The organism is Endozoicomonas sp. SCSIO W0465, assembly GCF_023716865.1.
Lineage (GTDB): Bacteria > Pseudomonadota > Gammaproteobacteria > Pseudomonadales > Endozoicomonadaceae > Endozoicomonas.
In genome coordinates, this window is the sequence record NZ_CP092417.1 from 3,275,412 (window position 1) to 3,298,769 (window position 23,358).

At 48.4% G+C, this 23,358-nt stretch carries 21 protein-coding genes; 12 read left to right on the top strand and 9 right to left on the bottom strand.

All coding sequences use genetic code 11. The features are described 5' to 3' along the window. Positions 1–147: 147 nt before the first annotated feature. From MJO57_RS14560 to MJO57_RS14580, 5 genes are read right to left on the bottom strand one after another with little or no spacing between them, the layout of a single operon-like run. Positions 148–417 (bottom strand): hypothetical protein, encoded by a 270-nt coding sequence (locus MJO57_RS14560; protein WP_252026349.1) that lies wholly within the window; start codon positions 415–417, stop codon positions 148–150. Beyond that, positions 405–614, bottom strand: coding sequence for a hypothetical protein (locus tag MJO57_RS14565; protein WP_252026351.1), 210 nt, complete (start codon positions 612–614; stop codon positions 405–407). The genes MJO57_RS14560 and MJO57_RS14565 overlap by 13 nt, the downstream gene beginning before the upstream one ends. Further along, the gene (locus MJO57_RS14570; protein WP_252026353.1) at positions 599–793 is read right to left on the bottom strand and encodes a hypothetical protein; all 195 of its coding nucleotides are present in this window, start codon (positions 791–793) and stop codon (positions 599–601) included. Before MJO57_RS14570 ends, MJO57_RS14565 begins: the two co-directional genes overlap by 16 nt. Further along, on the bottom strand, positions 774–1,172 hold the full coding sequence (locus MJO57_RS14575) for a hypothetical protein (RefSeq protein ID WP_252026355.1): 399 nt from the start codon (positions 1,170–1,172) through the stop codon (positions 774–776). Before MJO57_RS14575 ends, MJO57_RS14570 begins: the two co-directional genes overlap by 20 nt. A 1-nt stretch (position 1,173) precedes the next feature. Continuing rightward, positions 1,174–1,536, bottom strand: a complete 363-nt coding sequence (locus MJO57_RS14580; RefSeq protein ID WP_252026357.1) for a hypothetical protein — start codon at positions 1,534–1,536, stop codon at positions 1,174–1,176. Positions 1,537–2,172: 636 nt separating this feature from the next. Here MJO57_RS14580 and MJO57_RS14585 point away from each other — a divergent pair. Genes MJO57_RS14585 through MJO57_RS14595 form a run of 3 tightly spaced genes read left to right on the top strand, consistent with a single transcriptional unit; the run spans position 2,173 to position 4,951 of the window. After that, a complete protein-coding gene (locus MJO57_RS14585) occupies positions 2,173–2,499 on the top strand; it encodes a hypothetical protein (protein WP_252026359.1) in 327 nt (108 codons plus the stop codon). A 38-nt stretch (positions 2,500–2,537) separates the two neighbouring features. Continuing rightward, positions 2,538–3,965 (top strand): IS4 family transposase, encoded by a 1,428-nt coding sequence (locus tag MJO57_RS14590; protein WP_252017676.1) that lies wholly within the window; start codon positions 2,538–2,540, stop codon positions 3,963–3,965. Further along, positions 3,962–4,951, top strand: coding sequence for a reverse transcriptase domain-containing protein (locus MJO57_RS14595; RefSeq protein WP_252026361.1), 990 nt, complete (start codon positions 3,962–3,964; stop codon positions 4,949–4,951). Before MJO57_RS14590 ends, MJO57_RS14595 begins: the two co-directional genes overlap by 4 nt. Here MJO57_RS14595 and MJO57_RS14600 read toward each other — a convergent pair. Beyond that, positions 4,918–6,432, bottom strand: coding sequence for an IS66 family transposase (locus MJO57_RS14600; RefSeq protein WP_252017851.1), 1,515 nt, complete (start codon positions 6,430–6,432; stop codon positions 4,918–4,920). The two genes, MJO57_RS14595 and MJO57_RS14600, sit on opposite strands and share 34 nt — an antisense overlap. Between MJO57_RS14600 and MJO57_RS14605 the strand changes: the two genes are divergently transcribed. The 6 genes from MJO57_RS14605 (at position 6,431) to MJO57_RS14630 (ending at position 14,353) form a co-directional block, all read left to right on the top strand. Further along, on the top strand, positions 6,431–6,631 hold the full coding sequence (locus MJO57_RS14605) for a hypothetical protein (RefSeq protein ID WP_252026363.1): 201 nt from the start codon (positions 6,431–6,433) through the stop codon (positions 6,629–6,631). The genes MJO57_RS14600 and MJO57_RS14605 overlap by 2 nt on opposite strands. A 208-nt stretch (positions 6,632–6,839) precedes the next feature. Continuing rightward, entirely contained in the window at positions 6,840–7,880 is a 1,041-nt protein-coding gene (locus MJO57_RS14610; RefSeq protein WP_252017335.1) for an IS1595 family transposase, read from the top strand. 445 nt (positions 7,881–8,325) lie between these two features. Further along, a complete protein-coding gene (locus tag MJO57_RS14615) occupies positions 8,326–9,687 on the top strand; it encodes an ISNCY family transposase (protein ID WP_252017318.1) in 1,362 nt (453 codons plus the stop codon). A gap of 441 nt (positions 9,688–10,128) precedes the next feature. Next, on the top strand, positions 10,129–11,178 hold the full coding sequence (locus MJO57_RS14620) for a potassium channel family protein (RefSeq protein ID WP_252026365.1): 1,050 nt from the start codon (positions 10,129–10,131) through the stop codon (positions 11,176–11,178). 158 nt (positions 11,179–11,336) lie between these two features. Continuing rightward, positions 11,337–12,851 carry an IS66 family transposase gene (locus tag MJO57_RS14625; protein ID WP_252018111.1) on the top strand — a complete coding sequence of 505 codons (1,515 nt, stop codon included), beginning with the start codon at positions 11,337–11,339 and terminating at the stop codon, positions 12,849–12,851. Between the two features lie 140 nt (positions 12,852–12,991). Continuing rightward, positions 12,992–14,353 carry an ISNCY family transposase gene (locus MJO57_RS14630; RefSeq protein ID WP_252017318.1) on the top strand — a complete coding sequence of 454 codons (1,362 nt, stop codon included), beginning with the start codon at positions 12,992–12,994 and terminating at the stop codon, positions 14,351–14,353. 323 nt (positions 14,354–14,676) lie between these two features. Here the strand turns inward: MJO57_RS14630 and MJO57_RS14635 are convergent, their stop codons facing one another. Next, positions 14,677–14,820 carry a hypothetical protein gene (locus MJO57_RS14635; RefSeq protein WP_252026367.1) on the bottom strand — a complete coding sequence of 48 codons (144 nt, stop codon included), beginning with the start codon at positions 14,818–14,820 and terminating at the stop codon, positions 14,677–14,679. On the opposite strand from MJO57_RS14635, the gene MJO57_RS14640 reads away from it, so the two are divergent. Then, positions 14,819–15,058, top strand: coding sequence for a DUF6444 domain-containing protein (locus MJO57_RS14640; RefSeq protein WP_252025658.1), 240 nt, complete (start codon positions 14,819–14,821; stop codon positions 15,056–15,058). The two genes, MJO57_RS14635 and MJO57_RS14640, sit on opposite strands and share 2 nt — an antisense overlap. Here MJO57_RS14640 and MJO57_RS14645 read toward each other — a convergent pair. Continuing rightward, a complete protein-coding gene (locus MJO57_RS14645; protein WP_252017330.1) occupies positions 15,045–16,559 on the bottom strand; it encodes an IS66 family transposase in 1,515 nt (504 codons plus the stop codon). The genes MJO57_RS14640 and MJO57_RS14645 overlap by 14 nt on opposite strands. On the opposite strand from MJO57_RS14645, the gene MJO57_RS14650 reads away from it, so the two are divergent. Then, a complete protein-coding gene (locus MJO57_RS14650; RefSeq protein WP_252026369.1) occupies positions 16,558–17,949 on the top strand; it encodes an IS66 family transposase in 1,392 nt (463 codons plus the stop codon). The two genes, MJO57_RS14645 and MJO57_RS14650, sit on opposite strands and share 2 nt — an antisense overlap. A 752-nt stretch (positions 17,950–18,701) precedes the next feature. Next, a complete protein-coding gene (locus MJO57_RS14655) occupies positions 18,702–20,171 on the top strand; it encodes an AarF/UbiB family protein (protein WP_252026371.1) in 1,470 nt (489 codons plus the stop codon). A 98-nt stretch (positions 20,172–20,269) separates the two neighbouring features. Here the strand turns inward: MJO57_RS14655 and MJO57_RS14660 are convergent, their stop codons facing one another. Further along, entirely contained in the window at positions 20,270–23,356 is a 3,087-nt protein-coding gene (locus MJO57_RS14660) for an efflux RND transporter permease subunit (RefSeq protein ID WP_252026373.1), read from the bottom strand. Between the last annotated feature and the right edge of the window lie 2 nt (positions 23,357–23,358).

Genomic DNA, 23,358 nt, shown 5'->3' on the forward strand with positions numbered 1-23,358 from the left:
GCAATACTTCTCCAGCACCGCACAGTCCTTCCCGTCGTCCCACCGGATTGCCTTCATACCCACACCTGCAAACTGTCTTATACTGTAACCGCTGAGTCCAGTCAGCCACCGGCCCGCGACATCACCACATGCTCCGGGGCCGGTGCTTCAGTCCTGGTTGTTCATCACTTCGTAAATATCCATCACCGACACCTTTTCACTGACGTCACTGAACAGCGGGTCGTTGTCCATGTACATGCAGTTCAACCCGCCGATGTAACTTGCCAGCTCACTGAAGGCGGCCATCAGGTCGTCCCGTTCCTGCTCCGGCAAATTGATCAGCAATGCCACCAGGTCACGACCCAGGTGATTGAGCGCACCGGTCATTTGCCAGCGCATGTGGTCCATATTGATCTTCACTTTCTCTACTCCGGCCATACCAGGGTGTCCTGCAGGTGACGATCCAGCGGATGCACTTCGCCCAGGCTGTCCAGCTGCCCGCACCACTTCTGGCCGTAATACCTGACCATGGTCTCCCGTGCCTTGTCGGCATCCGGTGCGGTGATTCTCACGTAACCGGGAAAACCGATATGTCCGTGACCAAAAGTAAAATAAAACGTCATGATGGCCTCCAATAATCCAGCCGCCGCAGCAACCCGTTGATCAGCCGTCGCCGCTGTCGGTGCGCCAGTTCATGATCCAGCAGCTGCACCAGCCGCCAGGGATTGCGTTCAGTCTTGATGCGGTGCAGGCACTGGTGGCAATGGCCGTGCAGTACCCGTTGATTTTGCGCTTCAATGCCGGTAACGATCACGGTGGGATATCTCCGCTGTCAGGTGGTTGGGGATATGATTTAACGCGATACGCCGGGCTTTTCGGCACAGGGTTTGCAACTGGCTGACGGTTTTTTTTAATAACCTGGCTTTCTGGTAAATCGGTCCCGGCGTACCGTAAATAATGACCAGCAGGATGACCTGGCGGATTGGCAACCGGTCGATCAGGTCATGGTTCAGCGCCAGAATCTTCCGGTTACTGCGGGTGCCAAGCCATAATGGCCGGCTTTCGCCATGGCTTGCCTGTACAAACTGAAACAGCTGACTGTTACCCAGGCTGAAATCCTCAGTGGCATAGATGTAATACCAGCTGGCCCAGTACTCCAGCAGCACATCAATCACGTCCGGTTTGCGTCGCATATCAGCGATCCTGGTCCATGGAAAAGGAAACGGGGTGCAGCAGCCACTGGCAGAACAATTCGATGTCCATACGGATACAGCCGCGCACATCCTCTTCAGAAAAAAAGGTATCCGGGTGCATCATGACCTGCCAGCTTTGGTGATCAGCACGAAAGGCCAGTACCGGAATTTTTTCCCGGGCGCTGGCATTGCGGTAACACTGCGACCACCAGTCTCGCAACCGGGCATCGCTGACGGATTGCCAGCGCTTGATTTCAATGCTGAACTGACCCACGGCGTTGGCGGCCCCGGTATCGTCGCCGCTGTCGCGGCACTGCGCCAGGTTGCGCCGCAGGTTGACGCGGCCATTGGTCAGGGTGGCCACCCGGCGGCAAAACTCGCGCTCGCCATTTTTGCCCTTGGTACGCCCGGCATGGGCATGAACTGATGGGGTGAAAGTCCCCTGTGGGAGAACCTACATCTGACTGGCGGTAAAGACGCCTGCTGATGACAACCACTAGCTTAAGGCAAGTGCAGTCCCGCGAGGGGCTGTGCGGAGGCAGTCTGAGTGCAAAGGTGCGAGCCGACGTACAGAAATCGCATATAAGGCTGAGTCTCTGGGCGAGTGAGCCAAGGATCACAAAGCCCTATGGTTCGTGAGACACGGTAAATGCGGCGGTTGTGCACTGAAAGTTCATGTCCTTATCCGGGGAGATCTGTTCAACATGCGATTGGTAATTCCCAGTTCTCAGCCACTGGTTACAACAGGCTCGGCGAACAGGTCTCATCATCCTGTTCGAGCAAACCCGATGGCAACCAATAGCGCCAGCAGAGGTAACTCCGCGTGGTGATTGGACAGAAGTCAGCAGAGGCCATAGTAGCTGTACGACAGAAGCCATTAACGGATGGGAAGTCGTTAGCGAAGGGCCGAACATCGACGACAAAGAGGAGACTGATTCCCTCAAGGCGATGCAGCCGTCCGGCGACTCACCGTACTTGGCGACAGAATCTTTAACCAGCTTTGAACCATGATCTACTAAATTGCGTACTTGAACCGGCTAATCTGGCAAGTGCATGGAAACAGGTCAAAAGCAACAAGGGTGCTCCGGGTATTGATGGAGTCACTATTGAAGCTTATCCAGACTTTGCCAAACAGCATTGGCCTTCAGTGCGTCAAGCCTTATTGGACGGAACCTACCAGCCATCACCCGTGCGCCGACATGTTATAGAAAAGCCGGACGGCGGTGAGCGTTTGCTGGGAATCCCTACCGTGATGGATAGGGTCATACAGCAGGCCATTGTGCAGGTGCTGACCCCTGTCTTTGATCTGTCTCTTGATCACAAATAGCTACCTTGTTCTATCATTTCTCACTGATAAAACAGGTCATGCTTCCACTTTCTCCTAAACCATGGTCAGAACTAACTTTTGGATGTGCTGATTTGGGCGATACTCGACGTACAAAACGACTTGTCAAAGTTGCTGCCGAGCTTTCAGCTCATACCGGTAATTCTTTGTCATCTTCATGCGAAGGTTATACCGCACTGGTAACTGGAGCTTACCGGCTGATTGAGAATGAGGCCGTAAAGCCTGAAGCAATAGCTGAGGCAGGCTTTCAGGCAACTGCCAAAATAGCGAGACAGTCTCGCCTACTTCTGGCTCTCGAAGATACAACAACCCTGGGTTATAAACATGCTGTCAGATCCGAGCTTGGTGATCTTGGAGGTCCTGAAGGCTCTAAAACCAGAGGATTCCACGTCCACTCTGTCTTCTTGGTTGATGCGGATACAGAGCGAAGCATTGGGCTTATTGATCAAGAACGATGGGTTAGAGAGGACGTTCAGCGGGGGAAAAAGAACCAACGTCGTCAGCTACCTTACGAGGGAAAGGAAAGCTTTAAGTGGCAAAGAGCCTCTGAAAACACAGAACAAAGGATGGGGGGTAAAATGCCTGACATCATCAGTGTTTGCGACCGGGAGGCGGATATATACGAATATATGCACTACAAACTGGATAACCGACAGCGGTTTGTTGTAAGAGCTACACAAAACAGAATCCTGGTGGATGGCGAACTCTTATTATTTGATTCCTTAGCTCAGACTGAAGTGTTGGGGAAATATACGATAGTGGTTCCTCAAAAAGGAGGTAGAAAGAAGCGAAAGGCAACGCTGCAGGTCAAAAGAAAGAAGATGACAATACAGGCGCCGCAAAGGCCAGGCGGCAGGCCGGAACCGGTAACTATGAATATTGTGTCGGCTGAAGAGATTGGCAATGACTCCGAAGACCGTTTGCACTGGGTACTATTGACAACTGAAGATATTGAAACATTCGAAGACTGTCGCTCTATCATTCGATTTTACGAGCTCCGATGGCGAATAGAAGAGTTCCATAAGGCTTGGAAATCGGGAGCAGGAGTAGAAAGGCTTCGTCTGCAATCTCCGGATAACATTGAACGACTTGCGGTCATATTAATGTTTGTCGCTGTCAGACTAATGCAAATCCGTGAAGCATTAATGTTACCGAATGACAGGCAGCACAAAGACAGAAAGCTTTGGAGTGAAAAAACACTCGCGAATGAGGTGGTCAGTGATGATGAATGGCAGGTTCTCTGGCTAACCTATGAAAAAAAAGCGTTGCCCGATAAGCCGCCAACAGTCACTTGGCTGCTTCAAACGATTGCTCGGCTTGGTGGTTGGGGTGATTCAAAGCATACAGGGCAGCCCGGCTGGTTAGTGGTATGGGAAGGCTGGGCGAAATTGCAGGATCGGGTAAAAACCTGGCAGATAGCCCGGCAGTTCAGCGCTGGAGAGATGTGATCAAGAGTCAGGTCTTTGATCCGGGTTTCTCTCCAAACAGCTTCGGCTACCGACCGGGACGGTCAGCACACGACGGAGTCCGTCAGGTTAAGCAGTTGATCAACCGGGGGCTTCATTACGCTGTTGACGTTGATCTGAGTAAATTCTTTGATACGGTTAATCACGACGTTTTGATGTCGAGGGTCTCCCGTAAGGTCCGCGACAAACGCCTTCTGAAACTGATTGGTAGCTACCTGCGCTCCGGTGTCATGATTGAGGGCAATGTCTACCCGACCAGGGTTGGCATGCCACAGGGTGGGCCTTTATCACCCTTGCTGTCTAATGTGGTCCTCGACGAACTCGACAAGGAGCTTGAATATCGGGGTCATTGCTTTGCAAGATACTGTGATGATTTTGTGATTCTCGTCAAAAGTCAGCGTGCAGGGGATCGGGTGATGCACAGCATTACCCAATTCATTGAACGCAAATTGAAACTGAAGATTAACTCCCGGAAAAGTAAAGTTGTGAAAGCAACAGAAAGCGAATTCCTGAGTTTCACCTTCACAGGGAAGAAAGTTCGCTGGGCCCAGAAGTGTCTGGACCGATTCAAATACCGGATACTCAAGTTGACCAGTCGTCGCTGGGGTGTCTCAATGCAACATCGGTTACGCAAATTGGCACAATATATCCGGGGTTGGATGGGGTATTTCCGGTTATCGGAATATCACCGACCAATTCCCCTGCTGGATCAATGGATACGTCGGCGAATCCGTTGCTGCTTTCTGAAGCAATGGCGCAAGCCGAAAACCCGTTTTAAGAATCTGGTCAGGTTAGGCGTTGATAAAATTAACGCCGCCAAGATCGCAGCCAGCAGCAAAGGGTATTACCGTCTGAGTAAAACCTATGCGGTACAACAGGCACTGAATAACAGTTACCTCGCGAAAATTGGGCTTGTTTCATTGAAAGACTGTAACTATTCAGCACTGAGCAAAGGCATATTACAGTAATTCCGAACAGCTCTATGAAGTGATTGATATATGTCCATTCCCTGTTTTCTGGCAGACGACAAATAGCTGCGAATCCGTGCAAACATAAAACCACCGTCTGCACTCCTGAAGCAGCCTGAGATTTTCTGCTTTAACTTGGCCATTCGAACATCCCGCTCACTGCCATTGTTATCGAAGGGAATGGTAAAATCTGACATGAAGCGCAGTGTCTCAGCCTTGAACTCAGTGAGTCGTTTGAAGAGATTGTAAGCTTTAGTATTCTTGACTTTCTTGCGCTTAAGCTCCTCTCGTTGCTTCTCCATATAGACGACTTCTTTCATTAGAGCCCGCTGAAGCAACCGGTCATAAATCTTCTCGATTCGTTCACAGACAACACTTGGCATCTGTAGCATACCTATGGTCTTAAAGCCCTTGCAGTAATGCCAGGAAAGCCTCAGTAGCTTCATCAATCGCAACGCCAGTTGATTGCTGTCCCTATCAACAACACCCAAAAGCTCCCTCAGGTGATGGGCATTGCAAAGTACGTGAGTTGCCGCATATGCAAAATAGGATTTCCAATGATCATGAACCAGAACGCCTGCAAATGTTAGCAGTATGCCCATCGTGTCCATGGCCTCACGACCTCGCTTTTCAGACAAGTAGTAGAGCGTCCATTGTTCATCCCGCATAACGTGTAGCCAGTGCAAAGAGCCCTCGGCCCGCATACCCGTTTCATCGGCTCCGGCAACAGACGATTCCCGCAAGGCGTCACGAATAACCTCTTCAGTAGAAGCCAGATTTTCATAGGTTCTGGCCACAAAATTGGCGACAGTGCCTGCACTTACACTCATTTTATAGAGAGTATTAAAATACTCTGACACGCGCTTAAAAGGCAGGAAATGGTATTGGTTAAGATAGACGGCCATAGCCTGTGTGGCTGAGCCATATTGTGCGGCAGCGGTAACACCTTCCGGGAATTCAGCCTGATTCCGACAACCACAAGTGCAGATTTTTACTTCAGCTCTATGGGCCGTTACTTCAAATTCACCCGGTCTCCCTGGTTCAAACACCTGTCGTTCAATATATTTGACCGGCTCACTATCAAGAAGAGACGCCTGACATTTATTGCATTCTTTAACCGGAAGGTACTCAATATAGTCAGGGATATCGACCTGTTTAAGACAAGTGCCCTGATGCCCTTTCTTTCCACCGGCTTTATTACCAGAAGACTGTCTCAGACTTTTAGGATTGGGTTTTTCATCCGATGGATCGGTACCTTTATCTGCGGAAAGGTCGTCAGAATGATCTGGAGAATTACTGTTTTTACAAGGTTTTTGATAACCATCAGACGATGGCGGCTTGCTGCTGTTTTGACTGTTCTTGCCAACCTTTTCTTCCAATTCTCGACATCGCTCTTCCAGACAGGCAACTCTCATCCGCAGCTCTGCATTCTCTTTCAAGAGAATCTCAGCCGACATAGTTGCGGGTAGTTCTGGAATCATGCTGGCGAATATTGTGGAAAAATGGTGCTTAAGAGGATGGTATAAAAATCAGAAAATTCCAGATTTATGTGGGGGTGCTGAACAGTTACGAAAGACTTATGGATCAGGTTTCACCATCATCGTTGAACCGCCCGGTGCGGACCCGCATGCCGGGTGCTGTGGGGAGGGCTGGAGAAAGACCGGCCCTTACCCGATTTGATTGACCGTAAGCCCTGTTCAGATTTCACGGTAAAAGCCTTTCAGCGTGATCAGATCATTCAGGTTGACCGGGTTAATGCCTTGTGCCGGGTTGCTGGTCACTTTCCGGATCTGACCGCCAGCTTGCAGGTAGCGCCGGACATGGCTAAGTTACCGTTAATGGTTGAATCAGCTAAACTCCCATAAAATCTACGTTGTAGGGGAGTGATATGCAATCTGAACTCTTCCAGAATTTTATTGATTCCATTTCAACATTAACCAGTGAACAGCGAGACATTCTTAACAACTCGCTCCTTAGTACTCAAATAGAGGTTACCGAGGTAGTAGAAACCACTGACTCTGAACCTGTTTACAGTGAATCTATACCCAATAACGATAATGCAACACCTGACGTAGAAAAGAGCATACTTGCCCAATTTGCCGAAAACCCCAGGTGCCCCAAATGCAAAAGCCATAGCGTTGGTCGCTGGGGCATACGAAATGGCCGACAGCGCTACCACTGCAAGACTTGCGACTCAACGTTTAACGCCTTTAGTGGAACGCCTTTGGCAAGGCTCAGGCACCCTGAAAAATGGAACAAGTACCTCGCAGGTATGACTCACTCTATGGTCTTGCGACCAGCTGCTGCTGAGAATGCCATTGACTTGAAAACTGCGTTCCGCTGGCGTCACCGCTTTCTTGAAGTGATTAATAATGATCAAGCAGAAGAGCTTTGTGGCATTACTGAGCTTGATGAAACATTTTTCCGTGAATCCTTCAAAGGGCAAAGAGAAGGCCTTCCACGGCCAACCCGAAAGCGGGGTAATGATCCCAACAAAGCCCGAAAAGTCCCGGTAATGGTGGCTCGGGACCGTAATCGAAATACCGTTGACGGTGTATTAGAAAACGAAAGTGCTAATGAATTGTGCAGGCATTTAAATGGCCGCATATCGATACAGGCCACGGTCTGTGCGGATGCACACCTCGCTCACGAAAAACTTGCTGACAAGCTTGGATTTGTCTTCAAGGAGCTGGTGACATCAGCAGGTCAACATGTTGTTGAAGGCATCTACCACATCCAGACTGTAAATTCTTATCACAGTCATTTAAAACGCTGGATTGGCGGCGTATTCCAAGGGGTTGCAACTCGTTACCTTCCCCATTATCTGGCCTGGAGGCGAGAACTGACGGCAGCAAAAAAATTAACTGTTGGCCGGTTGATCAGCAGAATTACTGAACATTGGTGCTTCCAACCATTAACGGTAACTTAGCCGCCGGACATCCTGCTGTATCCGACGTCGTTGTTGTTGCCTGGCCATCTGGACCAGGGCAGAACGGGTTTTCATATCGTATCCTCGGTTGCTATCATTTGGACGCCTGATTCGCGGGTTTTCGTCTTGCGAATTCACAAATATCATGTGTTTGTGTTAGGCTTGGCCCCGCTCGTCCATGAACTGGCTAGATACCAGAACTAGGGCGGGGTCATCTCCGAATTCAGGACAGCGCACGCAATGTCGGGCGTCCTGACTTATACAACACCTTTGGGAAAGGTCAGGGGGCTACCTAGTTGGCTTATCTAGTTCTCGTCCAAAAACACAACCAATTGAAAACTGTAGATTTTATCCTGAAAAATTAAGTGGAGCCCTACTGCTATCTGGCGACTAAACTTCCCAAGAGCAAGAAACATAAGGGATTGCCAAAAACAGAGGACTCCAAATGCGCAAAAAACGCAACCCGCAGTGTAGTATGGAACTCCATTACGTACCTCATGAAATCTGCTCCCAGCTTTCCGGTATCTCGCAATGGCTTGACGCCCATCCACAGTTCAATGACTGGATTTATGAGGACTTAAGTTCTGGTGATAAACAGAACACTGGGCGGAACGGACTATCAGCAGAATCCGTTCTTCGTGCGGCACTCCTGAAACAGTATTTGAATTGTGATTATGACTACTTGTCGTTTGTTTTGATGGACTCCATGCTCTTTCGAGACTTTTGTCGCCTCGAACCAAACCAGCGCCCCAGTCGCTCCAGTTTGCATGGGCTCATCAGCCTTCTTACTGCATCTACATGGGAACGGATTAATAACTGTCAGCTAATGACCGCTAAAGATCAGGGTATTGAAAAAGGGCGCACTGTGGCTATTGACAGCACAGTCACCGAATCGGATATCAAACCTCCTTGCGACAGTGATCTTTTAGCCAGTTCCGTTAAAGAAATTTGTCGGCTGCTGGAACGGGGACAAACACTGACAGCGACACCGCTTTATGAATATACCCATCACAACCGAGCCGTAAAAGATGCGGCCAGAAAATGCATCTACGCTGGCAAAGAAGAGCGGCATCAGCATTATAAAAAACTGCTGCAGTTGACCCGAAAATCCCGGAAGGTACTTATCGAAGCTACTGTCACGCTAGCAAACGCCCGTCAGCAGGGGCAGTGTCTCCTGGCTGATGATGCCGACAAGTGGCAGGCCGATGTGGATCACCTGTTACCCCTGGTGGATGCAATAGTCTCCCAGACAGAGCGCAGGGTCTTTAAGGGTGAAAAGGTGCCAGCCCAGGAAAAAGTGGTTAGCCTGTATGAACCCCATACGGATATCATCGTAAAAGACAGGCGGCAAGTACAGTATGGCCATAAACTGAACCTGGTTCAGGGAAAAAGTCGATTGATCCTGGACCTGGTTATTGAGGAAGGTAACCCAGCGGATTCGGACCAATTCATTCCGATGATGGAAAGACAAAAAGAAATTTATGGTCGTGTACCTCGCCAGACAAGCGGTGACGGCGGATACGCGTGTCGCGCTAATTTGGAAAAAGCCAAGGCCATGGGAATCAGCGATGTAGCTTTTAATAAGAAGCGCGGACTTGAAGTCGAAGAGATGACTAAAAGTCAGTATGTGTATAAAACGCTCTTTCGCTTCCGGGCAGGTATTGAAGCGGGAATTTCGTGGCTAAAGAGATGTTTTGGGCTATCACGTTGCCACTGCAAGGGTTCTGAGCGTTTTGATTCTCATTGCTGGTTATCGGTGGTCTGTTACAACCTGGTGATTCTGGCCAGACACCCGGCACCATCCTGATAGCCACCTCCACGCTACATGAAAGTACCTTTCCAGCATGGTGGGAGGATGTTTTCTGCCTGCTTTTCGCGTTTTTCTCCAATATCCGTCCCAGATTAGAGAAAAAAAGGGAAGAGTTTTTGCGGCTCTCTGGAATTTCAGGAAATATCAAAACGAACGTACAATCTAATTATGATTGCCTGATGCGTTTTTGGACGAGAACTAGATAGAAAAGAGGCGGAGAATGCGACAGGTACGATTGTTCAGCAATCCGTGTTTATGCCAATCATTAGTACGATGATCGCTATTTATTCCGAAAATAGCATTTTTTATGCTTTGAAATAATCGGAATCATCGATGTTATAAGTTAATGAGATGTCTCTATATGTTACTATCGTACACATATAGATTTTCAGGCTCTTGGGCTCGACAGGCTCCCGGGGCAATTATGGAGCGGGTGACTTGAGTTTTCTTAAATCAACTTTGCGTTTTTTCCACCATCAGTTCCTGAAACTGAGCTGGCTGGCTTTGCTGTTGGTTTTGCTTGGCCACTTCATTTTGTCCTGGGCACTGATGTGGCTGGCCAGTGAATCAGCACTTCTGCCTTTTGATCAGTGGTTCTATTTTTATGTTACTACATCGACCACTGTCGGGTATGGTGATCTGAGTCCCGGTAGTGCGTTGGGGCGGGTATGGGCTGCCTTGTTTATTCTACCCGGCGGTGTGGTGCTCCTTGCTGCCGTTCTGGGAAAGCTTTCATCATTTTTTATGACAGTATGGAGAAGGGGAATGCAGGGTAGGGGGGATTACTCAGGGTTGAAAAATCATATCGTTATTTTTGGCTGGAACCGTAATCACACCCCGAAAATGGTGGCGTTGATTTTTGGGGATAGTCGTCGCGAGAATCGCAAGGTATTACTGTGTACCAGCCAGGAGATGGAGAACCCCTTTCCTGAGCAGGTGTTGTTCGTTCGGGGGGAAAGCCTGACCGACCCAACTTTTATGCAGAGAACCGGTATCGATAATGCGGCCAGGGTGATCGTGTTTCGTGATTCTGATGATCAGACGCTGGCAACCTGTTTGGGCATTGCTGCGACAAAAACAACAGCTCATATCGTTGCCTGGTTTGAAAATCAACAGATGGTAGACTTACTCCACTCCCACTGCCCGCAAATAGAGTGTCACAGTAATATCTCCATGGAGCTACTGGTTCGCTCTGCCCAGGATCCGGGGTCTTCCCGGGTTCAGCAGCAGTTGTTATCGACGTTGATTGGGCCAACTCAGTACAGTGTCCGGGTACCTGAAGACTTTGGGGGCACGACTTTTGGCCGTCTGCTGGAGTTTTTCAAGGTGCATTACGAAGCGATAGCGCTTGGAGTAGCAGAATCGACCACTGGAAACGATCTCAGACTCAACCCGCCCGGTAATGACCGGGTGGAAGCCGGGCAGGTTGTTTATTACCTGTCAGCCCAGCGAATTCACGGGAATGAAATTCACTGGGACCAGATTTAGTTTCTGCGCCCAGTATTCAATCAGCACAGCTAATCGCTGCTTTAATACCTACGCGGTATTAATCATAAAGTAACTGTTCAGCACCCCCACATAAATCTGGAATTTTCTGATTTTTATACCATCCTCTTAAGCACCATTTTTCCACAATATTCGCCAGCATGATTCCAGAACTACCCGCAACTATGTCGGCTGAGATTCTCTTGAAAGAGAATGCAGAGCTGCGGATGAGAGTTGCCTGTCTGGAAGAGCGATGTCGAGAATTGGAAGAAAAGGTTGGCAAGAACAGTCAAAACAGCAGCAAGCCGCCATCGTCTGATGGTTATCAAAAACCTTGTAAAAACAGTAATTCTCCAGATCATTCTGACGACCTTTCCGCAGATAAAGGTACCGATCCATCGGATGAAAAACCCAATCCTAAAAGTCTGAGACAGTCTTCTGGTAATAAAGCCGGTGGAAAGAAAGGGCATCAGGGCACTTGTCTTAAACAGGTCGATATCCCTGACTATATTGAGTACCTTCCGGTTAAAGAATGCAATAAATGTCAGGCGTCTCTTCTTGATAGTGAGCCGGTCAAATATATTGAACGACAGGTGTTTGAACCAGGGAGACCGGGTGAATTTGAAGTAACGGCCCATAGAGCTGAAGTAAAAATCTGCACTTGTGGTTGTCGGAATCAGGCTGAATTCCCGGAAGGTGTTACCGCTGCCGCACAATATGGCTCAGCCACACAGGCTATGGCCGTCTATCTTAACCAATACCATTTCCTGCCTTTTAAGCGCGTGTCAGAGTATTTTAATACTCTCTATAAAATGAGTGTAAGTGCAGGCTCTGTCGCCAATTTTGTGGCCAGAACCTATGAAAATCTGGCTTCTACTGAAGAGGTTATTCGTGACGCCTTGCGGGAATCGTCTGTTGCCGGAGCCGATGAAACGGGTATGCGGGCCGAGGGCTCTTTGCACTGGCTACACGTTATGCGGGATGAACAATGGACGCTCTACTACTTGTCTGAAAAGCGAGGTCGTGAGGCCATGGACACGATGGGCATACTGCTAACATTTGCAGGCGTTCTGGTTCATGATCATTGGAAATCCTATTTTGCATATGCGGCAACTCACGTACTTTGCAATGCCCATCACCTGAGGGAGCTTTTGGGTGTTGTTGATAGGGACAGCAATCAACTGGCGTTGCGATTGATGAAGCTACTGAGGCTTTCCTGGCATTACTGCAAGGGCTTTAAGACCATAGGTATGCTACAGATGCCAAGTGTTGTCTGTGAACGAATCGAGAAGATTTATGACCGGTTGCTTCAGCGGGCTCTAATGAAAGAAGTCGTCTATATGGAGAAGCAACGAGAGGAGCTTAAGCGCAAGAAAGTCAAGAATACTAAAGCTTACAATCTCTTCAAACGACTCACTGAGTTCAAGGCTGAGACACTGCGCTTCATGTCAGATTTTACCATTCCCTTCGATAACAATGGCAGTGAGCGGGATGTTCGAATGGCCAAGTTAAAGCAGAAAATCTCAGGCTGCTTCAGGAGTGCAGACGGTGGTTCTATGTTTGCACGGATTCGCAGCTATTTGTCGTCTGCCAGAAAACAGGGAATGGACATATATCAATCACTTCATAGAGCTGTTCGGAATTACTGTAATATGCCTTTGCTCAGTGCTGAATAGTTAGTTCTCGTCCAAAAACACAACCAATTGAAAACTGTAGATTTTATCCTGAAAAATTAAGTGGAGCCCTACTGCTATCTGGCGACTAAACTTCCCAAGAGCAAGAAACATAAGGGATTGCCAAAAACAGAGGACTCCAAATGCGCAAAAAACGCAACCCGCAGTGTAGTATGGAACTCCATTACGTACCTCATGAAATCTGCTCCCAGCTTTCCGGTATCTCGCAATGGCTTGACGCCCATCCACAGTTCAATGACTGGATTTATGAGGACTTAAGTTCTGGTGATAAACAGAACACTGGGCGGAACGGACTATCAGCAGAATCCGTTCTTCGTGCGGCACTCCTGAAACAGTATTTGAATTGTGATTATGACTACTTGTCGTTTGTTTTGATGGACTCCATGCTCTTTCGAGACTTTTGTCGCCTCGAACCAAACCAGCGCCCCAGTCGCTCCAGTTTGCATGGGCTCATCAGCCTTCTTACTGCATCTACATGGGAACGGATTAATAACTGTCAGCTAATGACCGCTAAAGATCAGGGTATTGAAAAAGGGCGCACTGTGGCTATTGACAGCACAGTCACCGAATCGGATATCAAACCTCCTTGCGACAGTGATCTTTTAGCCAGTTCCGTTAAAGAAATTTGTCGGCTGCTGGAACGGGGACAAACACTGACAGCGACACCGCTTTATGAATATACCCATCACAACCGAGCCGTAAAAGATGCGGCCAGAAAATGCATCTACGCTGGCAAAGAAGAGCGGCATCAGCATTATAAAAAACTGCTGCAGTTGACCCGAAAATCCCGGAAGGTACTTATCGAAGCTACTGTCACGCTAGCAAACGCCCGTCAGCAGGGGCAGTGTCTCCTGGCTGATGATGCCGACAAGTGGCAGGCCGATGTGGATCACCTGTTACCCCTGGTGGATGCAATAGTCTCCCAGACAGAGCGCAGGGTCTTTAAGGGTGAAAAGGTGCCAGCCCAGGAAAAAGTGGTTAGCCTGTATGAACCCCATACGGATATCATCGTAAAAGACAGGCGGCAAGTACAGTATGGCCATAAACTGAACCTGGTTCAGGGAAAAAGTCGATTGATCCTGGACCTGGTTATTGAGGAAGGTAACCCAGCGGATTCGGACCAATTCATTCCGATGATGGAAAGACAAAAAGAAATTTATGGTCGTGTACCTCGCCAGACAAGCGGTGACGGCGGATACGCGTGTCGCGCTAATTTGGAAAAAGCCAAGGCCATGGGAATCAGCGATGTAGCTTTTAATAAGAAGCGCGGACTTGAAGTCGAAGAGATGACTAAAAGTCAGTATGTGTATAAAACGCTCTTTCGCTTCCGGGCAGGTATTGAAGCGGGAATTTCGTGGCTAAAGAGATGTTTTGGGCTATCACGTTGCCACTGCAAGGGTTCTGAGCGTTTTGATTCTCATTGCTGGTTATCGGTGGTCTGTTACAACCTGGTGATTCTGGCCAGACACCCGGCACCATCCTGATAGCCACCTCCACGCTACATGAAAGTACCTTTCCAGCATGGTGGGAGGATGTTTTCTGCCTGCTTTTCGCGTTTTTCTCCAATATCCGTCCCAGATTAGAGAAAAAAAGGGAAGAGTTTTTGCGGCTCTCTGGAATTTCAGGAAATATCAAAACGAACGTACAATCTAATTATGATTGCCTGATGCGTTTTTGGACGAGAACTAGTTACATCATAAATACCGCTCAATATCCCTCCAATCAATATTTCTCTTGTACGGTGTTTACTGCTGCCGATTGTTTCAGCGACTCGCCATTGATAATCTGAATTTGAAATATGAGTTATTTATCCGTCTGATTTTAATGTCTTATTAATCGATAAATAATAATGGTTTTTTGGTAACTGTTCAGCACCCCCACATAAATCTGGAATTTTCTGATTTTTATACCATCCTCTTAAGCACCATTTTTCCACAATATTCGCCAGCATGATTCCAGAACTACCCGCAACTATGTCGGCTGAGATTCTCTTGAAAGAGAATGCAGAGCTGCGGATGAGAGTTGCCTGTCTGGAAGAGCGATGTCGAGAATTGGAAGAAAAGGTTGGCAAGAACAGTCAAAACAGCAGCAAGCCGCCATCGTCTGATGGTTATCAAAAACCTTGTAAAAACAGTAATTCTCCAGATCATTCTGACGACCTTTCCGCAGATGTAACTATTCAGCACTGAGCAAAGGCATATTACAGTAATTCCGAACAGCTCTATGAAGTGATTGATATATGTCCATTCCCTGTTTTCTGGCAGACGACAAATAGCTGCGAATCCGTGCAAACATAGAACCACCGTCTGCACTCCTGAAGCAGCCTGAGATTTTCTGCTTTAACTTGGCCATTCGAACATCCCGCTCACTGCCATTGTTATCGAAGGGAATGGTAAAATCTGACATGAAGCGCAGTGTCTCAGCCTTGAACTCAGTGAGTCGTTTGAAGAGATTGTAAGCTTTAGTATTCTTGACTTTCTTGCGCTTAAGCTCCTCTCGTTGCTTCTCCATATAGACGACTTCTTTCATTAGAGCCCGCTGAAGCAACCGGTCATAAATCTTCTCGATTCGTTCACAGACAACACTTGGCATCTGTAGCATACCTATGGTCTTAAAGCCCTTGCAGTAATGCCAGGAAAGCCTCAGTAGCTTCATCAATCGCAACGCCAGTTGATTGCTGTCCCTATCAACAACACCCAAAAGCTCCCTCAGGTGATGGGCATTGCAAAGTACGTGAGTTGCCGCATATGCAAAATAGGATTTCCAATGATCATGAACCAGAACGCCTGCAAATGTTAGCAGTATGCCCATCGTGTCCATGGCCTCACGACCTCGCTTTTCAGACAAGTAGTAGAGCGTCCATTGTTCATCCCGCATAACGTGTAGCCAGTGCAAAGAGCCCTCGGCCCGCATACCCGTTTCATCGGCTCCGGCAACAGACGATTCCCGCAAGGCGTCACGAATAACCTCTTCAGTAGAAGCCAGATTTTCATAGGTTCTGGCCACAAAATTGGCGACAGTGCCTGCACTTACACTCATTTTATAGAGAGTATTAAAATACTCTGACACGCGCTTAAAAGGCAGGAAATGGTATTGGTTAAGATAGACGGCCATAGCCTGTGTGGCTGAGCCATATTGTGCGGCAGCGGTAACACCTTCCGGGAATTCAGCCTGATTCCGACAACCACAAGTGCAGATTTTTACTTCAGCTCTATGGGCCGTTACTTCAAATTCACCCGGTCTCCCTGGTTCAAACACCTGTCGTTCAATATATTTGACCGGCTCACTATCAAGAAGAGACGCCTGACATTTATTGCATTCTTTAACCGGAAGGTACTCAATATAGTCAGGGATATCGACCTGTTTAAGACAAGTGCCCTGATGCCCTTTCTTTCCACCGGCTTTATTACCAGAAGACTGTCTCAGACTTTTAGGATTGGGTTTTTCATCCGATGGATCGGTACCTTTATCTGCGGAAAGGTCGTCAGAATGATCTGGAGAATTACTGTTTTTACAAGGTTTTTGATAACCATCAGACGATGGCGGCTTGCTGCTGTTTTGACTGTTCTTGCCAACCTTTTCTTCCAATTCTCGACATCGCTCTTCCAGACAGGCAACTCTCATCCGCAGCTCTGCATTCTCTTTCAAGAGAATCTCAGCCGACATAGTTGCGGGTAGTTCTGGAATCATGCTGGCGAATATTGTGGAAAAATGGTGCTTAAGAGGATGGTATAAAAATCAGAAAATTCCAGATTTATGTGGGGGTGCTGAACAGTTACCCGCAGATAAAGGTACCGATCCATCGGATGAAAAACCCAATCCTAAAAGTCTGAGACAGTCTTCTGGTAATAAAGCCGGTGGAAAGAAAGGGCATCAGGGCACTTGTCTTAAACAGGTCGATATCCCTGACTATATTGAGTACCTTCCGGTTAAAGAATGCAATAAATGTCAGGCGTCTCTTCTTGATAGTGAGCCGGTCAAATATATTGAACGACAGGTGTTTGAACCAGGGAGACCGGGTGAATTTGAAGTAACGGCCCATAGAGCTGAAGTAAAAATCTGCACTTGTGGTTGTCGGAATCAGGCTGAATTCCCGGAAGGTGTTACCGCTGCCGCACAATATGGCTCAGCCACACAGGCTATGGCCGTCTATCTTAACCAATACCATTTCCTGCCTTTTAAGCGCGTGTCAGAGTATTTTAATACTCTCTATAAAATGAGTGTAAGTGCAGGCACTGTCGCCAATTTTGTGGCCAGAACCTATGAAAATCTGGCTTCTACTGAAGAGGTTATTCGTGACGCCTTGCGGGAATCGTCTGTTGCCGGAGCCGATGAAACGGGTATGCGGGCCGAGGGCTCTTTGCACTGGCTACACGTTATGCGGGATGAACAATGGACGCTCTACTACTTGTCTGAAAAGCGAGGTCGTGAGGCCATGGACACGATGGGCATACTGCTAACATTTGTAGGCGTTCTGGTTCATGATCATTGGAAATCCTATTTTGCATATGCGGCAACTCACGTACTTTGCAATGCCCATCACCTGAGGGAGCTTTTGGGTGTTGTTGATAGGGACAGCAATCAACTGGCGTTGCGATTGATGAAGCTACTGAGGCTTTCCTGGCATTACTGCAAGGGCTTTAAGACCATAGGTATGCTACAGATGCCAAGTGTTGTCTGTGAACGAATCGAGAAGATTTATGACCGGTTGCTTCAGCGGGCTCTAATGAAAGAAGTCGTCTATATGGAGAAGCAACGAGAGGAGCTTAAGCGCAAGAAAGTCAAGAATACTAAAGCTTACAATCTCTTCAAACGACTCACTGAGTTCAAGGCTGAGACACTGCGCTTCATGTCAGATTTTACCATTCCCTTCGATAACAATGGCAGTGAGCGGGATGTTCGAATGGCCAAGTTAAAGCAGAAAATCTCAGGCTGCTTCAGGAGTGCAGACGGTGGTTCTATGTTTGCACGGATTCGCAGCTATTTGTCGTCTGCCAGAAAACAGGGAATGGACATATATCAATCACTTCATAGAGCTGTTCGGAATTACTGTAATATGCCTTTGCTCAGTGCTGAATAGTTACGTTTTTTGTAATCAGTTTACTTTGACTGAAGTAATAATGAACTTTTTTTCTTTTATTCAGTCTCAATTAATAAATAAACACTGTAAGAACATTAATATCACTGATTAATTCACTTTTTTGATTTAATCAGTAATGTTTCCGCTAATAACAATAGGGAGCTAAATCGATGATTTCTGATAATGGATATTTTAATCCCGCCAGCGCTATTCCAAATCAACCAGGTTACTTCTATGGAGATGACCGGGTTGATCCATTATCTCAAGGTGTTCATTCAGCGACCTATATGCCGCGTACAGCACCCTATGGTTCTCCTTATGGTTCTCCTTATGGTCCTGAGGCTTATCAGCCAGGCTATGGGTTTCACAGGGTCCAGTCTGTCCCGCCTGTTGTGAACCTGGAACAACAACCGTTTGACCCGGATAACCCCTCTAAAGTACCTGAAGATCAGGTTATTGTTGGCAGGCAGCCTCGTACACTTTCTTCTGTTGAGTGGCTGGGTGTACAGATCAAAAACGGGTTTGCCAGTTGTTTCAGAACGTTCAGGATGCTGGGGATTATCTTCAGCATCTGGTGGAACGGGAACAGTGTAGACAGTATCAAAAACGCTGCAGAACGATCCCGGGGCGGGATTCTGGTAAAGGGAATACAGTTTGCCTGCAGTTCTCCTGCCATTGCCAAAGACTTGTTTGGTGATGACCATGAGCGCTTTACCAAGGCCCTGTCTCACGTCACCAACAGCAATAAGCCAATGACTAAAGCCGAGCTTATTCACTGTCTTGATGAAGCGGGTATAGATTACGACCCGGATCGATTGGATGAACGGGTAAACCTGGGTACCGGTTCAATTGGTGAAGTCAATGAGATTATCCTTAAGGGAGGAGGTCATCTGATTGTCAAGACCGTTTCCTCGTCCAGTGAAACCCGGGTTTATTCAGATTTGCGGGTTCTCAGGTTCATGTTGGGGCTAATTACTTTCTTTTCACCCAGCGTAATGGAGAAAGGGACCAAGCATGCCTTTTGCTCATTTTTTGACAGTATCAAGGAAGAAGTGAATCTGATCACTGAAGCCAACAGAACAAGGCAGCAGGCTTATGCCATCAAGGCCATCGAGCAACAGCATATTTACAATATCAGACAAAGTGACTTACCGGAATGTGCATTTGAGCTACCATCCCGTCCAGATGGGTGGCCTATTCGGCACCCGGACACCGGCAGGTTACTTCGCAAGCTTCCGGTTAATTATAAAGTCCCGGCCGTTTATGGGGACACGGCCTCTCCTCACGCTTTAGGCATGGAAAAAATTGAGGGGGCTACGCTAAGTGAAAATGACCAGCCTGAACTTCGGGGTATTGCGGCAAAGTTATTTAATATTGATCCTGAAAAACTGACTGACGATCATTTGTCAGCCTTCAGGTTCAGTCTGAAAAGACTGGCATTCGAATATTGGTCTTACTGTTATGCTCAGACCGGATTTTTTAATGCGGACATGCATGATGGTAATGTGATGGTCGCCGTTGAGGATGGCCAACTGTCTATTTATTTTATTGACTTGGGTAATGCACAAAAAGTCTCCAGAAATACGGTGATGGCTACCTATACCGTGCTTGGCGCTATGGAAAAACTTCGTCAAGAGTCTGATGAAGCCGTGAGAAGTCAATATGCGGACCAGATCGTTCGCTGCCTGCATAATCTGGGTGATTATGACTCGGATAAAGTAAACTGGGCCACCCTTAAGCACGAGGTCTTGAAGATTATGCCTTATGGTGTCAGAGGTAGTCTGGAGAGCAAGGTTATTGAGCTGTTTAACAGAGGCTACACCTGTCATGTAAAGATTCCAAAAGAAACAGCAGCGTTGTTCAGGGCCAAGATACTCATTGACTCTCAGTGCGATATGACCGATGAAGCAAGGAGGTCTCTGGACAACATTATGCCTTCATTAATGAAACTGCTGGACAGTGATGACAGTTCCGCTGAACCTGGTTTCCCCATGGTAAGTGACGAAGATCAAAAATACTGGTTGATGATGTTACAACAATATCCTGAATTACAGGACAGTCTACTTGAATTTTTGAGAACCTGGTCAATAACTGAGGATGAGGTGCGGCATGCAGTATTTCAATTAATCTCAAAGAGGCTACCCCCTGAGGAATTCAGGAAAGAGGTAGATAAATTAATGGCGCAATGGCGGGTGTCTCGAGCTAATCCCGGAATTCAATAGCGCTACAATAGCGCTATTTGATAATGAACCAGGTTGTTATCGAGCCAATCGGCAACCAGTACTGGCCTGAGTAACTTCTTGGTTCATATTGTGGACAGTCAGTGAGTCAGCAATTTCTCAAGTTGTCTTGTCACATGATCCGGAGATGTGGTTTTTCTGGCAATCAATGCATATATGGATGGGACCACAAACAGGGTTAACAGACTTGAGACGGTTACCCCGGCAAAAACAACGACGCCTATCGAGAACCGGAACTCTGAACCGGCACCTGTTGCCAGCAGCAGAGGAATGGCACCAACCACCGTGGTAAGCGCGGTCATCAGAATAGGGCGGAGTCGCAACGCTGATGCCTCAAGCACTGCCTCGTTAAAGGACCTCCCCTGATCCCGGAGCTGGTTGATGAACTCCACAACCAGAATGCCATTCTTGGCCGATAGTCCGATCATCATGATCATGGCCAGCTGGCTGAAGATATTCAGGGTTTCACCACTGATGTAAAGACCAAACAGTGCCCCGGAAATACCCAGGGGAACCGTGAGCATAACAATCATCGGGTGAACAAAGCTTTCAAACTGGGCAGCCAGCACCAAGTACACCACCAGCATGGCCATGGCAAAAACAAAGAAAATATCACTTTGGTTGGATCGATAGTTCAGGGATTCCCCTTTGTAGTTGACAATAGCCTCCGGAGGCAGGTGTTCGACCACCTGTTGGTCGAGAAACTCCAGTGCTTCGCCAATGGAGTAGTTTCCTTCGAGGTTGGCGGAGATGGTGATTGCCCGGTTGCGGTTGTAGTGCTTCAGCATGGCTGCTTTACCCACTTCCACCACGGACACCAGATTATCGAGACGGATCAACTCGCCAGTCGTATGGGAGCGGACGTAGAGCGAAGCCAGGTCAAGAGTACTGGTAAAGGCGTCTTCCCCGGCACGCAGGAAAACATCGTATTCCTCACCACGCTCCATAAAGGTGGTGTCTGTCACACCGCCCAGCATGGTTTCCAGGGTTGCTCCGATTTCTTCTGCAGAAACACCGAGCTCCTGGGCCCGCTCCCGGTCAATGGTGATCTCCAGCTGGGGCTGATTCTGGTTGAAGTCAATATCAACATCTTGCAGCCCCGGGTTCTCACGAGCCTTTTCAGCAATAACATCGGCCCATTCCACCAGTTGATCAAAGGAACCACCACCCAGTACAAATTGAACAGGGGATTCGGAGCGGCCACCGATGGTGGAACGCATAACAGGAATGGCCCGGACATTGGGAATATCCGCCACAAGCTGACGTACCTGACCCATGACTTCGGCAGCGCTGACATCCCGGTCATCCCAGTCTTCCAGTGTGCCGATCAGAATGCCTGAGTTAGTGCCGTTGCCACCCCAGCCCGGGGAGCGGACAAACAGGTACTGCAGGAGACCCTCATTCAGGTTTGGCAGGAGTTTCGCTTCCAGCTGCAGCATGCTTTCTTCCATACTGTCATAGTTAGCGCCTTCAGGACCCTTGACGATGACAATAAACTCACCCCGGTCTTCAGCGGGTGTGAAAGTCTGGGGAATCAAAGGGTAGAGCACAACCGTCAACCCCAGAGATGCCATCAGTAAAATCAGGCCCGCCCATTGGAATTTGAGCATTTTTGCCAGCGCTCGTCGGTAAACGTTTGTGAGCCACTGATGGGATTTTTCGATCAGCTGGCTGGCCTTTGACGGTTTTACATTCAGCTTCAGCAGCTGAGAACTCATCATTGGCGACAGGGTCAGGGCGATCAGGCTTGAGAAAACCACAGCACCAATAAGCGTCACGGCGTATTCCGAGAAGAGCCGACCAACGGTGCCCTCCATAAATACGATGGGTACAAATGTCATCACCAGAACCACCGTGGTTGCCACCACGGCAAAGCTCACCTCCCGGGCACCTTTCCAGGCAGCGACCAGGGGAGGTTCACCACGCTCCAGGTGCTGGTGGATATTTTCCAGAACCACAATCGCATCATCCACCACCAGGCCAATGGCCAGAACCAGCGCCAGAAGGGTCAGCAGGTTGATGGAGTAGCCCAGCAGGTGAATGACGATAAACGCACTGATCAGGGAAACCGGCACCGTAACGGCCGGAATCAGGGTGGCCCGGAGATTGCCAAGAAAGATATAAAGAACCAGTACCACTAGGGCAATGGTCATGGCCAGGGTGGCATACACTTCATCAATGGCTGACTGGATGTAAATGGAAGAGTCCCGTGTGGTGGTCATGTAGGTGCCTTCCGGAAGGAAAGGGGCGAACGCATTGATCTCATCTTTCACGTTCTGAATGACTTCCAGCGGGTTGGCCTGGGAAAGTGGCACAATGCCAAGGCTCAATACGTTCCGGCCATTGGCTTTTGCCAGTGTCTCGATCTCTTTTGCCTCGGTACGTATGGTGGCAATATCCTCAAGATAAACTTTGCTGCTGCCATCCTGACGAATAAGCAGACGACGGAAATCGCCAATGGTGTTGTAGTCACGATTGACCCGGACGGGCAGCGTTCTCAAACTGTCGGTTAATTCCCCGGCAGGAAGCTCAACGTTGTCGCGGCGCAGGGCGCTGCGTACGTCGCTGGTAGTGATCTGGCGGGCAGCCATTGACTGGGCATCCAGTTCAATGCGCATGACATATTCCCGGGCACCCATGATGTCAACCGAGCTGACGCCATCAATAAGGGAAAGGCGGTCCTGCAGGGTTCGTTCCGCATAGTCAGTAAGCTGAATCAGTGACATGGTGTCACTTTGCAGGCTGACATCGATAATGGTTTCGCCACTGCCATCATTCTTCCAGACAATGGGTGACTCGGCATCATCCGGAAGGCGCCAGATAACCCGCGACATGGCTTCGCGGACATCATTGGCTGCGGTTTCCATATCCCGGTCGGGAGAGAACTCGATATTAATCCGTGACGTACCATTAAGGCTGGTGCTTGCAATAAAACGCACCCCTTCAATACCGCCGAGCTGATCTTCAATGACATTGGTGACCTTGCTTTCCATAACCTCGGCAGAAGCCCCGGCATACCCGGTATAAACCATCACCGTAGGTGGGGTAATATCTGGCAACTCCCGAATCGGTAACATCCGGAAGCAGACAACTCCGAAGGTGATCAGCAACAGACTGACGACAGTGGCAAATACTGGTCGTTTGATGGATAAATCAGACAGTATCATGG

What these genes read in the sequence shown, in the direction of transcription:
- MJO57_RS14645 (WP_252017330.1), bottom strand. Translation starts at nt 16,559, where the DNA reads ATGATTCCAGAACTACCCGCAACTATGTCGGCTGAGATTCTCTTGAAA.
- MJO57_RS14575 (WP_252026355.1), bottom strand. Translation starts at nt 1,172, where the DNA reads ATGCGACGCAAACCGGACGTGATTGATGTGCTGCTGGAGTACTGGGCC.
- MJO57_RS14630 (WP_252017318.1), top strand. Translation starts at nt 12,992, where the DNA reads ATGCGCAAAAAACGCAACCCGCAGTGTAGTATGGAACTCCATTACGTA.
- MJO57_RS14560 (WP_252026349.1), bottom strand. Translation starts at nt 417, where the DNA reads ATGGCCGGAGTAGAGAAAGTGAAGATCAATATGGACCACATGCGCTGG.
- MJO57_RS14640 (WP_252025658.1), top strand. Translation starts at nt 14,819, where the DNA reads ATGATTCCAGAACTACCCGCAACTATGTCGGCTGAGATTCTCTTGAAA.
- MJO57_RS14590 (WP_252017676.1), top strand. Translation starts at nt 2,538, where the DNA reads ATGCTTCCACTTTCTCCTAAACCATGGTCAGAACTAACTTTTGGATGT.
- MJO57_RS14655 (WP_252026371.1), top strand. Translation starts at nt 18,702, where the DNA reads ATGACTAAAGCCGAGCTTATTCACTGTCTTGATGAAGCGGGTATAGAT.
- MJO57_RS14610 (WP_252017335.1), top strand. Translation starts at nt 6,840, where the DNA reads ATGCAATCTGAACTCTTCCAGAATTTTATTGATTCCATTTCAACATTA.
- MJO57_RS14625 (WP_252018111.1), top strand. Translation starts at nt 11,337, where the DNA reads ATGATTCCAGAACTACCCGCAACTATGTCGGCTGAGATTCTCTTGAAA.
- MJO57_RS14635 (WP_252026367.1), bottom strand. Translation starts at nt 14,820, where the DNA reads ATGCTGGCGAATATTGTGGAAAAATGGTGCTTAAGAGGATGGTATAAA.
- MJO57_RS14615 (WP_252017318.1), top strand. Translation starts at nt 8,326, where the DNA reads ATGCGCAAAAAACGCAACCCGCAGTGTAGTATGGAACTCCATTACGTA.
- MJO57_RS14650 (WP_252026369.1), top strand. Translation starts at nt 16,558, where the DNA reads ATGCTGGCGAATATTGTGGAAAAATGGTGCTTAAGAGGATGGTATAAA.
- MJO57_RS14660 (WP_252026373.1), bottom strand. Translation starts at nt 23,356, where the DNA reads ATGATACTGTCTGATTTATCCATCAAACGACCAGTATTTGCCACTGTC.
- MJO57_RS14600 (WP_252017851.1), bottom strand. Translation starts at nt 6,432, where the DNA reads ATGATTCCAGAACTACCCGCAACTATGTCGGCTGAGATTCTCTTGAAA.
- MJO57_RS14605 (WP_252026363.1), top strand. Translation starts at nt 6,431, where the DNA reads ATGCTGGCGAATATTGTGGAAAAATGGTGCTTAAGAGGATGGTATAAA.